General features: G+C 64.7%; 10 protein-coding genes and 1 pseudogene. 8 read left to right on the top strand and 3 right to left on the bottom strand.

Going from position 1 to position 14,463, the window contains the following annotated elements; translation table 11 throughout:
• Positions 1 to 178: 178 nt before the first annotated feature.
• The 3 genes and pseudogenes from LNV23_RS19630 to lplT form a co-directional block, all read left to right on the top strand.
• Positions 179 to 586: pseudogene (locus LNV23_RS19630) on the top strand (VWA domain-containing protein); the annotation flags it as partial.
• A 384-nt stretch (positions 587 to 970) separates the two neighbouring features.
• Complete coding sequence (locus LNV23_RS19625; RefSeq protein ID WP_263564544.1) at positions 971 to 1,600, top strand: hypothetical protein; 630 nt, start codon at positions 971 to 973, stop codon at positions 1,598 to 1,600.
• A 269-nt stretch (positions 1,601 to 1,869) separates the two neighbouring features.
• Positions 1,870 to 3,159 (top strand): lysophospholipid transporter LplT, encoded by a 1,290-nt coding sequence (lplT, locus tag LNV23_RS19620; protein ID WP_263564543.1) that lies wholly within the window; start codon positions 1,870 to 1,872, stop codon positions 3,157 to 3,159.
• 25 nt (positions 3,160 to 3,184) lie between these two features.
• Here lplT and LNV23_RS19615 read toward each other — a convergent pair whose 3' ends face one another.
• Positions 3,185 to 4,438 carry a glycosyltransferase family 4 protein gene (locus LNV23_RS19615; RefSeq protein WP_263516826.1) on the bottom strand — a complete coding sequence of 418 codons (1,254 nt, stop codon included), beginning with the start codon at positions 4,436 to 4,438 and terminating at the stop codon, positions 3,185 to 3,187.
• A 225-nt stretch (positions 4,439 to 4,663) separates the two neighbouring features.
• Between LNV23_RS19615 and LNV23_RS19610 the strand changes: the two genes are divergently transcribed.
• Positions 4,664 to 5,290, top strand: coding sequence for a hypothetical protein (locus LNV23_RS19610; RefSeq protein ID WP_263564542.1), 627 nt, complete (start codon positions 4,664 to 4,666; stop codon positions 5,288 to 5,290).
• Between the two features lie 63 nt (positions 5,291 to 5,353).
• On the opposite strand, the gene LNV23_RS19605 is transcribed toward LNV23_RS19610, so the two are convergent.
• Positions 5,354 to 7,003 (bottom strand): aminotransferase class III-fold pyridoxal phosphate-dependent enzyme, encoded by a 1,650-nt coding sequence (locus tag LNV23_RS19605; RefSeq protein WP_263564541.1) that lies wholly within the window; start codon positions 7,001 to 7,003, stop codon positions 5,354 to 5,356.
• 88 nt (positions 7,004 to 7,091) lie between these two features.
• On the opposite strand from LNV23_RS19605, the gene asd reads away from it, so the two are divergent.
• Positions 7,092 to 7,973, top strand: a complete 882-nt coding sequence (asd, locus tag LNV23_RS19600) for an archaetidylserine decarboxylase (RefSeq protein WP_263564540.1) — start codon at positions 7,092 to 7,094, stop codon at positions 7,971 to 7,973.
• 451 nt (positions 7,974 to 8,424) lie between these two features.
• Entirely contained in the window at positions 8,425 to 11,199 is a 2,775-nt protein-coding gene (locus LNV23_RS19595; RefSeq protein ID WP_263564539.1) for a TonB-dependent receptor, read from the top strand.
• Positions 11,200 to 11,276: 77 nt separating this feature from the next.
• Here the strand turns inward: LNV23_RS19595 and LNV23_RS19590 are convergent, their stop codons facing one another.
• On the bottom strand, positions 11,277 to 12,056 hold the full coding sequence (locus tag LNV23_RS19590) for a hypothetical protein (RefSeq protein ID WP_263564538.1): 780 nt from the start codon (positions 12,054 to 12,056) through the stop codon (positions 11,277 to 11,279).
• A gap of 284 nt (positions 12,057 to 12,340) precedes the next feature.
• Here LNV23_RS19590 and groES point away from each other — a divergent pair, with 284 nt between their 5' ends.
• Both groES and groL read left to right on the top strand, forming a co-directional pair.
• Entirely contained in the window at positions 12,341 to 12,631 is a 291-nt protein-coding gene (groES, locus tag LNV23_RS19585) for a co-chaperone GroES (protein WP_133700865.1), read from the top strand.
• A 61-nt stretch (positions 12,632 to 12,692) separates the two neighbouring features.
• Entirely contained in the window at positions 12,693 to 14,342 is a 1,650-nt protein-coding gene (gene groL, locus LNV23_RS19580) for a chaperonin GroEL (RefSeq protein WP_263516819.1), read from the top strand.
• Positions 14,343 to 14,463 lie beyond the last annotated feature (121 nt).

Below are 14,463 nucleotides of genomic sequence, written 5' to 3'. Positions count from 1 at the left end.
AGCCCGTGTGGGGCGTGGCCGTAGTGAGGGCCTATCCGCACGAAGCCGGCGCTTTCAAACAAGGTCGGAATTGAACCTGGGGCAGCTTTTCGAAACCACGGAACTGGAGGGCCAGAGCACGATTCGCCGCGTAACCGTGATGGAAGACAACAAGTGGAACAAATCGGCCAATCGGGGTCTGGGAAAGCAGCTGGACGATCCGGTCAATGTGCTGTTCGGCGTGCAGCTGGGCGGCGGCACCGACATCAACGGCGCGGTCGGCTACTGCCAGTCCATCTTCCGCGCGTCCCGCAACACCATCCTGGTGCTGATCTCGGACCTGTACGAGGGCGGGGTTGAAGAAGGCCTGTTGCGCCGCGCGGCCGAGCTGGTCGAGGCCGGGGTGCAGTTCATCACCCTGCTGGCTCTCAGCGACGAAGGCGCGCCCGCCTACGACCGCCGCCTGGCCGCCAAGCTGGCCGCTTTAGGCGTGCCGTCCTTTGCCTGCACGCCGGACGCCTTCCCAGGCCTGATGGCCGCCGCGATCCGGCGCGACGACGTGGCGGCCTGGGCGGCATCACAGGGCTTGGTGACGCAGGGGTCTTGAGGCTCTGAGAGGAATTAGCTGGGGTGATGCTGGGCACGAGCCTCCTGCTATGCGTCTTAAGGCCGACCAAGCCGCCTTCTACGCGAGTCCGGCCTAGCGCACGGGACCACGCGAGGCGTTTGATTGCATTAGGCAGCAGTACGGTCGTGGAGATCAGCCAAGACCGCGTCGAGGGGTTTCACAACCGAGCCATCACCCCACTGGATGGCAGACTGCCTGAGTCGGCTGAGCCAAGGCAGCTTTGCTTTCAAGCGAGGGCGGCTGCGCCTCGGTTCGCAGGAGGGTCGAGTGCACCTGCGAGCTACAGTCTGGTTGCGCGGCGCGACCAACGCCAACCACCTCACCCCCCGCCAGAACTCTCAAGTTCATTCCTCCGGGTACTGCATGCAACTACCAACCATTTCGCGCGGCGCCCACTGGCTGCGACTCCAACTGGCGGCGCTTTGCCTCACCAGCAGCATCACAGTCGCGATGGGCTACCAACTACCACCGCCCCCAAACTATGTCAGACCGCCAGCCAAACAGACTCTTGCGGTACAGCTCAAGTCAAATCTGAACGGTGCGGACTGGATCGATTACAAGCGGATGATGCCGGCCGACCGACAGTGGGTATTTGATCCCCCGTTGGTAGAGCGACTCAGGACAGCATCGGGGGAATGCGTGATCGTCATGCTGCACTTTTTTGATGACGGGAGCATGCGACCGACCGGTCAACTGTTGGACGAAACCTGCCTGTTCGCACTGACAGACTGGAAGGAGCTGCGCACAAACGGTACCGTGGCTGAGTTCAGCGCACATACCGCGCGTGGCACCGTGGAGGTGTGGATTTCGGCTCGCTGGGCGAATCCTCCGTCCCAAGGCTTGAACGATTTGATGCGAGCTGAATTGGCTGAACAGCCCCAACTGTCGCCGGTACAAGCGCAGCAGCAAGCGCGCCAACGCGAAATGCTGGTCAAGGCCATGAGCACAGATGCAGTAGACCGAGCGTGGCGTGCAGCAAGACGGGCACCGTAGTCAATCACTGTCACTGCCCTCGAAACTTTCACGGTGGCACTAGCCGCTTGAGTCTCAACTTCCCTTGCCTGCACGTCGGACGCCTTCCCCGGCCTGATGGCCGCCGCGATCCGGCGCGACGACGTGGCGGCCTGGGCGGCATCACAGGGCTTGGTGACGCAGGGGGCTTGAAGCTGACGCAGGCCAGCCCTGTCACCACCTTTTCACACCCCCCTGTCACGCTGCCGTCTTTCTTCTCATCGCCCGCGACATCGCAGCGAGCCCGCCCCATGCCACCTGGCTTTCACCGGCTGATCGCGGCCCAGTTCGCCTCGGCCCTGGCCGACAACGCCCTGCTCATCGTCACCATCGCCTTGCTGGTCGAACAGGGCTTTCCGGGCTGGTGGGCGCCGCTCTTGAAGTTTGGCTTCACGCTTTCTTATGTGCTGCTGGCGCCCTTCGTGGGGCCGCTGGCGGATGCCGTGCCCAAGGCGCGGCTGATGGCTTGGATGAACGGCGTGAAGATGGTCGGCGTGCTGGGCTTGCTGGCCGGCGTGCACCCGATGGCGGCCTTCACCTTGATCGGCTTTGGCGCGGCCGCCTACGCGCCGGCCAAGTACGGCCTGGTGACCGAGCTGGTGCCGGCGCAGGGCCTGGTGCAGGCCAATGGCTGGGTGGAGGTGTCGGTGGTGGGCGCGGCCCTGCTGGGCACAGTGCTGGGTGGGCTCTTGGTCAGCCCCTGGTTGCTGGGCTCGGGACTGTATGCCGCTGCACGTGAGAGTTTGGAATTTCTGGGCTTGGCGCAGGCCAGCGGCCTGAGCCTGTCCATCCTGGCGCTCATGCTGGTGTACGGAAGCGCCAGCTGGCTGAACCTGGGCGTGCCGGACAGCGGCGCGCGCTACCCGGCCTGCACGCTGAAGCTGATGCCTCTGCTGCGCGATTTCAGCGAAGCGAATATGAAGCTCTGGCGCGACGCCGAGGGCGGGCTGTCGCTGGCGGTGACCACCATCTTCTGGGGCTTTGGCGCCACGCTGCAGTTCGCCGTGCTGCGCTGGGCGGCCGATGCCCTGCAGCTGCCACTCAACCAGGCGGCGTACTTGCAAGCGGCCGTGGCCGTGGGCGTGGTGGGCGGGGCGGCGGCGGCCGGACGCTGGGTGCCACTGCGCGCGGCCCGCAAGATGCTGGGCTTTGGCGTGCTGCTGGGCCTGCTGGTGCCTGCCGTGGCGCTGGCACCGGGCCTGCCCTGGGCCCTGCCCTTGCTGGTGCTGGTCGGTGTGGTCGGTGGCTTGTTGGTGGTGCCCTTGAACGCGCTGCTGCAGCACCGCGGCTTTTGCCTGCTGACGGCCGGCCGCTCGATCGCCGTGCAAGGCTTCAACGAGAACGCCAGCGTGCTGGGCATGCTGGCTCTGTACGCCATCTTGCTGCGGCTGGACTTGCCCATCATCACGGTGATGAGCGGCTTCGGCCTCAGCATCGCGGCGACCATGGCCCTGCTCTGGCGGCGCGACGCTCGTCGGCATCGGGCCGCGCGGGCGAAAGAAGAAGACGCGCAGAACCTGCCGGACAGCGCCCTGCTCTGAGCAGGCCGCGCCGGTCAAAGCCCGATCAAACCGCCGGACGCTTGGTCTTGCCGACCAGGCCCGGGCTCAGGCTCACCGGCTGGGCCGCACGCAGCATCACGGTGTCGAGCACGCCTTCGAAGCGGGCGACGATGGTGGACCAGTCCAGCTCGGACGCGGTCAGGGCAGCGGCGGCGCCCATCTGGCGGCGCAGCGCGGGCTGGCCGGCCAGATGCGTGGCGGCGCGCACAAAGGCGGCCGTATCGTCCATGGGCGCCAGCACGCCGTTCTCGCCATTGCGAATCAGCTGGGCGGCGGCCGCGTAGTCAAAAGCCAGCACCGGCAGACCGCTGGCCATGGCCTCGGTGGTGACGTTGCCGAAGGTTTCGGTGAGGCTGGGAAAGAGGAAGAGGTCGCCAGAGGCGTAATGCGCGGCCAGGTCCTCGCCCTTGCGCTGACCGGCGAAGATGGCTTGCGGCCAGCGCGCCTGCAATTCCGCCTGCTGCGGGCCGCTGCCCACCACCACCAGGCGAGCCCGCGGCTGCACCTGCAGCACGGCCTCAAACGCCGCCGTCAAAGTGGCCAGATTCTTCTCGGGCGCGAGGCGGCCGACATAGACCACGACCAGGTCATCCTCGGCCACGCCCCACTCGGCGCGCAGTGCGGCGCTGCGCCGGCCGGGCGAGAACTGTTGAATGTCGACACCGCGTGACACCACCGTCAGCTGCTTGAAGCCACCGGCCTCGAGGTCGCGCTTGAGTGCCTCGGTCGGCACCATAGTGCACTGGGTGCGGTTATGGAATTTGCGCAGGTAGGCCATGATGGGCTTGTAGAGCCAACCAATGCCGTAGTGCCGGCTGTAGGCATGGAAATTGGTGCGGAAGTCAGAGCTGACCGGCAGCTTCAGGTGCACGGCCGCCTGCAGGGCCGACCAACCCAAGGCGCCCTCGGTGGCGATGTGCACCACATCGGGCCGGTGCACCGACCAGAGCTGCACCAGCGCTTTCTTGGACGGCACGCCCATGCGGAGATTGGGGTAGCGCGGAATCGGCAGGCCGCGCATCAGCACCTCGTGGAAACGCACCGTGCGCTCGGCCGCGTCGCTGGCGTCTTGGCGCGGGCGGATCAGCTGCACATCGTGGTTGCGACGGTGCAAGCCCTCGACGATGCGCGCCAAGGTCATCGCCACCCCATTGACCTCGGGCGGGTAGGTCTCGGTGACCACCGCAATCCGCAGGGACCGCTGGGCAGCGGGGTAGTTGTCGACAACGATGCTGTCCGCGCTGGGTGTGGGTTCCATGGCCGCATCTTGCCTAGGCCACATAACAGTTCAATGACAAGCCCGGCGTTCAGCCGCAAGGCCTGTGCTGACGAGCCGCAGCGCTCGGCCACGATGGTCACGCAGTTTTCATGCAGCGGCGTCACCATCGCGTCACGCAGGCCGAACCGGGCTGCGCTCGCTCCATTGTTTTGCCTTTCCTTTCGCCGGTTCCTTTCTTTCACCCTCACACAACCGAGGTGACGCGTGCGCCACAACATCTTCAAGAACCTCGCAGCCGAGCTGCGCGTGCAGCGCTGGGACGACCACCGCTACTACCACCACAGCCGCATCAACCAGAGCCTGCATCTGCTCAGCGCGATCTGTTTCGTCATTTCCTACGGTCTGCTCTTCGTTGACCCCGCCATGGCCGCCCTGCTGGCCTGGACCGTCTCCATGACCAGCCGCCAAGCCGGCCACTTCTTCTTCGAGCCGCGCGGCTACGACGAGGTCAACCAGGCCACCGACGAGCACAAGGAGGCGATCAAGATCGGCTACAACATCCGCCGCAAGATCGTGCTGCTGGCCGTCTGGGTGGCGCTGCCGGCCCTGCTCTGGCTGCAGCCCTCGGTGTTCGGCCTGATCGAGCCCGCCAGCGACTTCCGCGGCTTCCTGCATGACGTGGGCATCTCCTGGCTGTCGCTGGGTGTGGCCGGCCTGCTGTTCCGCGTGCTGCAACTCTGGCAGCAGCAAAGCTTGATGACCGGCCTGACCTGGGCCACCAAGATCATCACCGACCCCTTCCACGACATCTGGCTGTACCACAAGGCACCGCTCTACCTGCTGCGCGGCGAGCTGATCGACCCGATGGACCACGTCAAGCACGGCGGCTGAAGCGCCGAGCGAGAAGAAGCAGGGCGCCGCGAGGCGCCCTGTTTTTCAAGCCCTTGCCGCGAATCAGAAACGCTGCTGCAGCATCTCGCGCAAGACCGAGCGGCGGATGGACTTGTTGGTCAGCCCCTCGTCCTCCCACCACCAGCCATCGGCCTGCATGCATTTGCAGGCTTTGACGAAGCGCTGCAGCACGGCCTCGAAATCGGCATCGCTGTAGTTGAGGCTGAAGATCAGCCTTCCTGTGCCCACCCAACTCAGAGCCAGCCCTTGTTCACGCAGATAGAACTGCAGCATCCAGTTGTAGCGCGAGGGTTGGGTGTAGAACACCGTCCAGACGGATTGCAGCTGGGCGATCTGCACCGGCACATCGGCGACCTGCAGCGCTTCATTGAAATGCTGCGCGCGCTGTTCCCAGCGTTCGTCGGCCTGCGCGTAAATGGCCTTGACGGTGGGCGACTCCAGGCGGTCGAGGAAGGCACTCATGGCGCCCATCACATAGGGGTGGGCATTGAAGGTGCCGCGGGCAAAGCAGATGTCGGCCGGGCGCTGCTCGCGGAAGCGCTTCATCAGATCGCGCCGGCCGCAGACCACACCGACCGGCAGGCCGCCGCCCAGGGTCTTGCCATAGGTGACCATGTCGGCGCGCACGCCGAAATACTCCTGCGCGCCGCCCGGCGCCAGGCGGAAGCCCAGGAACACCTCGTCGAAGATCAGCACGATGCCGCGCTCGGTACAGACCTCGCGCAGAGCCTTGAGCCAAGTGGTGTAGGCCTCGCGGTCGAAACCAGCGCGGCGGCCGCTGTCCAGCAGGGAGGAATCACCTGGCGCGCCCTTGTTCGGGTGCAGGGCCTGCAGCGGATTGACCAACACGCAGGCGATGTCGCGACGCGTGCGCAGCACTTGCAGGCTGCGCGGGTCCAGGTCTTCCAGGGTGTAGGTCTCGCGCGGCGGCAGCGGGTTGCCGGGACCGGGCTGCACATCCTCCCACCAGCCGTGGTAAGCGCCACAGAAGCGCACCAGATGCTTGCGGCCGGTGTGATAACGGGCCAGGCGCACGGCCTGCATCACCGCCTCGGTGCCCGACATATGGAAGGACACCTCGTCGAGCTTGGAGATGGCCTTGAGCCGCTCGACGTTGTCGGCCACGCAGGGGTGGTAGGCGCCCAGCACCGGCCCGAGCTTGTGGGTCAGGGCGATGCCCTCGTCCACGCAGTCGCGGTAGAAGTCGTAGCCGAAGACATTGACGCCGTAGGAGCCGGTCAGGTCGTAGAAGCGGTTGCCGTCCAGGTCCTCCACCATCACGCCGCCCGAGGCCTGCAGAAAGCTGCCGCTCTTCAGGTGCTCGCGCAGATAGGGGCTGTACTGGAAGGGCACGCGGTAGCTGCCGGTGAACTGCAGGTCGGAGATGCCTTCCCGGGCCCGCGCCGTCATGGCAATGCTTTTCTCAAAACGATCCGAGTACACCGCGCACAGGCGCTGAAAGCCGGCGCGGCGCTGCGCGGCCACGGCCGGCGGCGCCTCGTCGGAGGCAAAGAAACGCGCCTCGTCGTAGGCGTAGCCGGGAATCCAGCCGGCCAGGCGCTTGGCCATGCGCGAGTGCCCGGCCAGCGAACGGTGCTTGGCCCGCGACAGCTCCAGTCGCTGCTTGGCCTTGGGCAAGGTCCAGGCCAGCGCGGCCAGGGCCAGCGCCGAGAGAGCAAAAGTTTCATTCATTCCACATGCCTACCTGGTTGTCGCCGCCTGCTTGGCAGCGCTCTTTGTTGCGCAGACCTCTTATCTAACAGCCCGAATTGACAAGCTCATGAAAACCTCCGCCTGGCGCCAAACCCTGCAGCGCAGCCTGCAGCAGGAAGACCTCAACTTCCTGCTCACCAACCGCATCCCACGCATCGCCCTGACCCGCTTCATGGGCTGGTTCAGCCAGCTGCGCCATCCGCTGCTGGCGCGCGCCTCGATCGCCGTCTGGCGCCTGTTCACCGACCTGGATCTGAGCGACGCCAAGCAGCAGCGCTTTGCCAGCCTGCACGACTGCTTCACCCGCGAGTTGCGCGAGGGCGCACGCACGGTCGACCCGCGGCCCGAAGTGCTCAGCAGCCCCTGCGACGCCATCGTCGGAGCCTGCGGCCGGGTCGAGGCCGGCCAGGTCTTCCAGGCCAAAGGGTTTCCGTATGCACTGCACGATCTCTTCGGCCCGACGCAGGACACGAGCGCCTTCGAAGGCGGGCTCTTCATCACCCTGCGCCTGACCTCGGCCATGTACCACCGCTTCCATGCGCCGGCCGACTGCCGCGTCGAGCATGTCACCCACATCGCCGGCGACACCTGGAACGTCAACCCGATTGCACTCAAGCGGGTCGAGCGCCTGTTCTGCCGCAACGAGCGCGCCGTGTTGCGCTGCCGCCTGGCTGACGCTCAGGCCACGCCGATCGCCCTGGTGCCCGTGGCCGCCATCCTGGTGGCCAGCCTGCGCCTGCATTTCCTCGATCTGCTGCTCCATGTCGGCTATCGCGGCGCCAACGAACTGCCCTGCCGGGCAGAGTTCCGAAAAGGTCAGGAAATGGGCTGGTTCCAACATGGCTCGACCATCCTGGTCTTCGTGCCACCGGGCTTTGCGCTCTGCGAGGGCATTGCCACAGGCCAGCGCCTGCGCATGGGACAGGCACTGTTGCGACGCCAGCTCTGAGGCCGCGCCAGGCTGCGCGCCAGCCGCACAGGCGCGCTCGATGACCCTGATTCGGGGACGAACCACGAACGCTGTGCGCTCAGCGCCCCGAGACTCAGGCCATGACGTGACTTCCTCCATGTGCCGAAAGTCCCATGGGCGTCAGCATCAGGCGATTTCGCTGCATTTCCGGCGCCAGACGCAAGGCGCGAAAGTCATGGCGAGTCAAAACAAGGGCGACGCATGGAGCCCGAGATTCGCTATCCGCCCGGATTCAGCGTCACTACACGAATCACGCTTCAGCTACAGGAAGTTTGTCGCATGGGTCTGACAAGGAATGACCCGCAAGGGCTTGCCAAACACCACTCCTAGACTCGTCGCAGACCGTCGCCCGGCCACACGCCCGCCACCCCGGGGCCGTGCCGTACCGGCGACGTTGTTGGACACCCACCCAAACAGGAGTTTGCACCCCATGTTGAAACAACACCCGAAGTTCAGCGCCGTCGGCGCTGCCGTCCTTTTGGCTGTGGCCGCCTCGGCTCAAGCCCAAGCCCCGGCCCAGATGGAGCGCGTGGAAGTCACAGGTTCCTCAATCAAACGCGTGGACTCGGAGTCCGCCCTGCCAGTGACCATCGTCACCAAGGAAGAAATTCGCCGCAGTGGCGTGGCCAGCACCGAAGCCCTCTTGGCTTCGATCGCCTCCATCGCCTCCGCCGGCGCCTTGAATACCTCGGCAGGCGCCGGCAGTTCGACCTACGGCTTGTCCTCCGTGTCGCTGCGCGGCCTGGGCTCTGACCGCACCCTGGTCCTGGTGAACGGCCGCCGCGTGGCGCCCTTCGCCGGTGGCGGTGGCACCACGGTCAACGTGGCCTCCATCCCCCTAGCCGCCATCGAACGCGTGGAAGTGCTGAAGGACGGCGCTTCGGGTGTGTACGGCTCGGACGCCGTGGCCGGTGTGATCAACTTCATCCTGAACAAGAGCATGACCGGTGTGGAGCTCAGCGCCACGGCCGGCTCGCCGACCGCTTCGGGTGGCGGCAAGAACAACCGCGCCAGCATCGTGGCCGGCTACGGCGACCTGGAGAAGGACCGCTTCAACATCACCGCCTCGGCCAGCCTGGAAAAAGAAAGCGCCCTGTTCGGACGTGATCGCGACTTCGCCAAGACCGGCAATATCGACCCCTTCATCGTCTCGGGTGCGACCGGCCACGGCAATATCGAAGGCCCCTACACGCCCGGCAAGGTGGTGAATGGCAAATGGGTCGAAGGCACCGCCGGCAAGGATTTCCTGGGCGGCTCTGGCTACGGCAACCCCTTGGCACAGGCCGACAAGTGCGCCGACGTTCGGATGTTCAAGAACCCGACAGTCAATGGCACCTCCAAGATGCCTTACTGCGCCTATGACTCGGCACCGTTCGTGGGCTTGGTTCCCAAGCGTGACCTGAGCACCCTGAGCGCTAACCTGACCGTCAAGCTGAACGACAAGGCCGAGCTGTTCGGCGACCTGCTGTACAGCCAAAGCAAGGTGCAACAACAGTTCCAACCCAGCCCGGTCCGCAACGGCTTCCTGGTCAGCGACGAAGAGTTCGCTAAGCAGGGTGTTGACCCCGTCATGCTGCTGCGCCCCAGCAACCCCAATTACAAAATCGCCGCCGACTACCTGACCAAGAACGGTTTCGGTTCGCTGGTGGGCCAGCCCTTGGGCGTGACCGCGCGCGTCTATGACTTCGGCGACCGCACCGAACTGTCCACGGCCGACCAAAGCCGTTACGTGTTGGGCGTGCGCGGCGAATACGCCGGCCACGACTACGAACTGGCTGCATCGCACAACGAAGGCAAGACGCGCGGCAAGGTGACCGATGGCTACTTCTCCCAAGTGGCCTTCGTCAAGGCCGTGAACGCCGAGAACAGCGACTACAACCCCTTCTCGCTGACCCAGTCGGACGCTTTCCGCAAGTCCATTGAAGGCGCCAAGTACATCGGTGACACCACCACCTTCAAGTCCAAGGTCGATGTCGTGGAAGCCAAGGTCTCGGGCGATCTGCTGGCACTGCCAGCCGGTTCGCTGATGTATGCCGCTGGCGCTCAACTGCGCAAGGAAGGCTACTCCAAGTCGCCGTCGGCCGCCATGTTCAGCGGCGACATCGCCGGCCTGGGTGGCGCGACCAAGCCCCTGGACAAGAGCCGCAATGTGAAGGCCGTGTTCGCCGAGTTCAACGCGCCCATCATCAAGACCCTGGAAGCTGGCCTGGCTCTGCGTCATGACCGCTACAACGACGCAGGCTCGACTACCAACTACAAGGCCAATGTGCGCTTCCAGCCTTCCAAGGAGCTGATGCTGCGCGCCTCGGCAGGTTCGGGCTTCCGTGCGCCCACCCTGGTGGACCTGTGGGACCCGCAAGTTCTGGGCACCAGCGCCCAGTTCGACGATCCAGGCACCGGCGAAAAGAAGCTTCAGGTCAACGCCCTGACCGGTGGCAACCCCTTGCTGAAGCCGGAAAAGTCGACCCAGTCGAGCTTCGGCATCGTGATCTCGCCAGTCAAGGACATGACGCTGTCGGCTGATGTCTTCCGGGTCAAGCTGAAGGACATTCTGTCGCTGGCTTCGGTGCAAGAAATTGTCTCGGGTTTCCGCAAGGGTGACACCTCATACGCCGGCTTGGTCCAGCTCAATCCTTCGGGCTCGATCAAGCAAGTGAACGTCGTGCAGACCAACACCGGCAATGCCAACGTGCAAGGCGTGGATCTGGAAGCCAACTACCGTCTGCGCTTTGAAAGCAGCCGCCTGGACCTGGGCTTCAACGGCACCTACATGGACAAGTTCGACCAGATGAGCCCGGGCGGCGTGATGTCGCACAAGGTTGGCACCATCGTCGACCAGGCGGGCAACCCCGTGCTCGGCGCGGACCAAGGCGGTGTGGTGCTGCGCTGGAAGCACAGCCTGCAAGCGACCTACACCATGGGCGCATGGGCCGGCACCGTGGTGCAGGACTACGCCAGCGGCTACGAAGCCGGCCACGACCTGAACGACGAGCCGCACTTCATGCCCAGCCTGGCCCTGTACAACGCCAGCGTCAGCTACACCGGCTTCAAGAACCTGCGCCTGACTGTGGGCGCACGCAATCTGTTCGACAAGAAGCCTGCCGTGTTCACGCCTGCCTCGAACCAGTTCCAGAATGGCTATGACGTGTCGCAGTACGATCCGCGCGGTCGCTTCGTCTACTTCACCGCCGGCTACAAGTTCTGAGAGTCAGGCCAGGCACCGCAGTACTGAAGGCCCCGCAAGGGGCCTTTTTTGTGGTCAAAACAAATACGGCTCAGCGCTCAGGCCGCCGCGCCTGGGCCCTCAGGCTCAAGGGCCTTCATGCATTGCCAAAACCACTGCTGCGCCTCACTGTGCTTAGCTTCCAGATCGACCAAATCTCGCACAAAAGCCAACGCCTCAATGCGGGCGCAGACCTCGGGCGGCAGATCGCGCGCCAGATAGCGCAGGCCGAAACCGCGCCGCTGCGGGCAATGCAGCAGGCGCAGCGCCTCGACCAGGGGCTGCAAGGTCATGCGCTGGTAGAACTGCAGGCCCTCGACGGCCCGGCCGCGCAAGCGCTCCTTGGTCGGGATGTGCTGGAACATGGCAAAGGAAGCGCGCAGACCCGGCAATCGCGCGCTCGCCTGGGCGCGATCCAGCACCGGATCGAGATGCCGCTCACCGAGCAAGCCGGCGCGGTCCAGCCAAGTCTGCCCATGGCCGTGCAACTCCACCTCGCGGAACAGCAGCGGGTCGCTGCACTTGAGCAGGACCAGATCGACCACCAGAAACTCCGAGCAGCCCTGCAGTCGGTAGAAACGCTGCTGATAGCCCTGGGTGGCCGGCACCTCGTAGGCCAAATCCATGGGTGAGAGCTGCGCCAGCCCGGCCTCGACCGCCGCGAACACGGCCGCGACGGCCTCATCGTCAACCACCAGCACCGCATCGATGTCGGACCACTGATCGCGGTAGCTGAAAGCCGCGCTGCCGCCTTCCCAAGCGGCCTGCACCGCCGGCAGGGTTTCGACGATCTGCCGCAGGGCGGCCAGCAAGACGGGGCGGGTGATGACGGTGTTCATGGAGCCAGCCTAGCCGCAAGCGCTCGCCTTGGGGCGCCGGGCAGTGCTGATCCGCACGCCCAGCGCACGGGCTTGGGGCCACGACGGCTTTGCTGCGCCCCGCCCTCTTGAAAGCCGGGAAGCCGCCCCTATAATCCTTTCTGCTAGCACTCACCCTAATCGAGTGCTAACGACCCCAGAAGCCCGGCCCGCCGAGCTTTGTCGGTCACGGTTTTTCCCCATGAGGGGGTGGACGGCGCGGCCGATCACCCCTGAACAAGCCCCGAAAATCTCAAGGAGATGTGATGAAACTGCGTCCTCTGCACGATCGCGTGATCGTTAAGCGCCTCGAACAAGAAACCAAGACCGCTTCGGGCATCGTCATCCCTGACGCCGCTGCTGAAAAGCCGGATCAAGGCGAAGTGCTGGCCGTCGGCGCCGGCAAGCGCAATGACCGTGGCGATCTGATCGCCCTGAACGTCAAGGTCGGTGACCGCGTTCTGTTCGGCAAGTATTCGGGCCAGACCGTCAAGGTTGATGGCGACGAACTGCTGGTGATGCGCGAAGAGGATTTGTTTGCTGTTGTCGAGAAGTAATTTTTCTTCTCTCGACCCGCAACAAGTTCTAGACCTTTTCTAAGAATCCGGAGAAATACACATGGCAGCAAAAGACGTGATCTTTGGCGGCGAAGCTCGTGCTCGCATGGTTGAAGGCGTGAACATCCTGGCCAATGCGGTCAAGGTGACCCTGGGCCCCAAGGGCCGTAATGTGGTGCTCGAGCGCTCTTACGGCGCCCCCACCGTGACCAAGGACGGTGTGTCCGTGGCCAAGGAAATCGAGCTGAAGGACAAGCTGCAGAACATGGGCGCGCAGATGGTCAAGGAAGTTGCTTCCAAGACCAGCGACAACGCCGGTGACGGCACCACCACCGCCACCGTGCTGGCCCAAGCCATCGTGCGCGAAGGCATGAAGTACGTGGCCGCCGGCATGAACCCGATGGACCTGAAGCGCGGCATCGACAAGGCGGTCACCGCCCTGGTCGCCGAGCTGAAGAAGGCCTCGAAGGCCACCACCACCTCCAAGGAAATCGCACAAGTCGGCACGATCTCGGCCAACAGCGATGTGGAAGTGGGCCGCATCATCGCCGAAGCGATGGACAAGGTCGGCAAGGAAGGCGTGATCACCGTCGAAGACGGCAAGAGCCTGGACAGCGAACTCGACGTCGTCGAAGGCATGCAGTTCGACCGCGGCTACCTGTCGCCCTACTTCATCAACAACCCCGAGAAGCAAGCCGCGCTGCTGGACAACCCCTTCGTCCTGCTGTTCGACAAGAAGATCTCGAACATCCGCGACCTGCTGCCCACGCTGGAGCAAGTGGCCAAGGCCGGCCGTCCGCTGCTGATCATCGCTGAAGAAGTCGAAGGCGAAGCGCTGGCGACTCTGGTGGTCAACACCATCCGCGGCATCCTGAAGGTTGTGGCCGTCAAGGCGCCTGGCTTCGGCGACCGCCGCAAGGCCATGCTGGAAGACATCGCCATCCTGACCGGCGGCAAGGTCATCGCCGAAGAAGTCGGCCTGACCCTGGAGAAGGTCACCCTGGCCGATCTGGGCCAAGCCAAGCGCGTCGAAGTGGGCAAGGAAAACACCACCATCATCGACGGCGCCGGTGCTGCTGCCGACATCGAAGCTCGCGTCAAGCAAGTGCGCATCCAGATCGAAGAAGCGTCCAGCGACTACGACCGTGAAAAGCTGCAAGAGCGCGTGGCCAAGCTGGCCGGCGGTGTTGCCGTGATCAAGGTCGGCGCTGCCACCGAAGTCGAGATGAAGGAAAAGAAGGCCCGCGTGGAAGACGCCCTGCACGCCACGCGCGCTGCGGTGGAAGAAGGCATCGTGGCCGGTGGTGGCGTGGCCCTGCTGCGCGCCAAGCAAGCGGCTGGCGCCATCAAGGGCGACAACGCTGACCAAGACGCCGGCATCAAGCTGGTGCTCAAGGCCATCGAAGCTCCCCTGCGCGAAATCGTCTACAACGCCGGTGGCGAAGCCTCCGTGGTCGTGGCCGCTGTGCTGGCTGGTTCGGGCAACTACGGCTTCAATGCCGCCAACGACACCTATGGCGACATGATCGAAATGGGCATCCTGGACCCGACCAAGGTGACCCGCACCGCACTGCAGAACGCCGCTTCGGTGTCCTCGCTGATGCTGACGACCGAGTGCATGGTCGCCGAATCGCCGAAGGAAGAAGCAGCCGGCGGCGGCATGCCTGGTGGCATGGGCGGCATGGGCGGTATGGGCGATATGGGCATGTAATGCCCGGCCCGGCAGGCCCTCGGGTCTGCCACGCCAAGCAAGCCAGAAAGGGCGCCGCAAGGCGCCCTTTTTTCGTTCCTTGACCCGTCCTGCCCAGCGTTGACACATTTGTACCTGAGAG

This window comes from Kinneretia sp. DJ1R-11 (assembly GCF_025717595.1).
Taxonomy (GTDB): domain Bacteria; phylum Pseudomonadota; class Gammaproteobacteria; order Burkholderiales; family Burkholderiaceae_C; genus Paucibacter_A.
Note: the sequence above shows the minus strand (reverse complement) of the source record. Positions and strands in the feature narration are given on the sequence as shown.